Here is a 301-nt window from a genome sequence, read left to right on the forward strand (position 1 = left end):
GAACAATGAAAAGAATTTATCTAGATGTAGAGATACAAAATGTAGAGAATCCCGGATATGCCCCACTAACAAGAGGAAATGATTATCTTTCAAGAAGGATTACCAGTCAAAATGGAAAGGAATATGATTATAGAAACTATGATGGAATGAAAAAAGGCCTATGTCATGTGGATACTGCCACAGGCAGCTAAAAAGTGAGATGGACATGTCAATCGCATAAACTCTAAATTAGAAAATATCAGTGGGAGTACTATTGAAAGGTTAGAAAGTTATGATAAAAGCGAACAGATTATGATATACT

Annotated in this window: 1 protein-coding gene; it reads left to right on the forward strand. The window is 33.9% G+C overall.

Going from position 1 to position 301, the window contains the following annotated elements; genetic code table 11:
- Window positions 1-191, forward strand: a 191-nt coding sequence (locus LJD32_RS15195) for a hypothetical protein (RefSeq protein WP_227392846.1), incomplete at its 5' end; no start/stop codon positions are given.
- Window positions 192-301 lie beyond the last annotated feature (110 nt).

Origin of the sequence: Faecalibacillus sp. TM498, from assembly GCF_020589955.1 — a bacterium.
Classification (GTDB): Bacteria; Bacillota_I; Bacilli_A; order Erysipelotrichales; family Coprobacillaceae; genus Faecalibacillus; species Faecalibacillus intestinalis.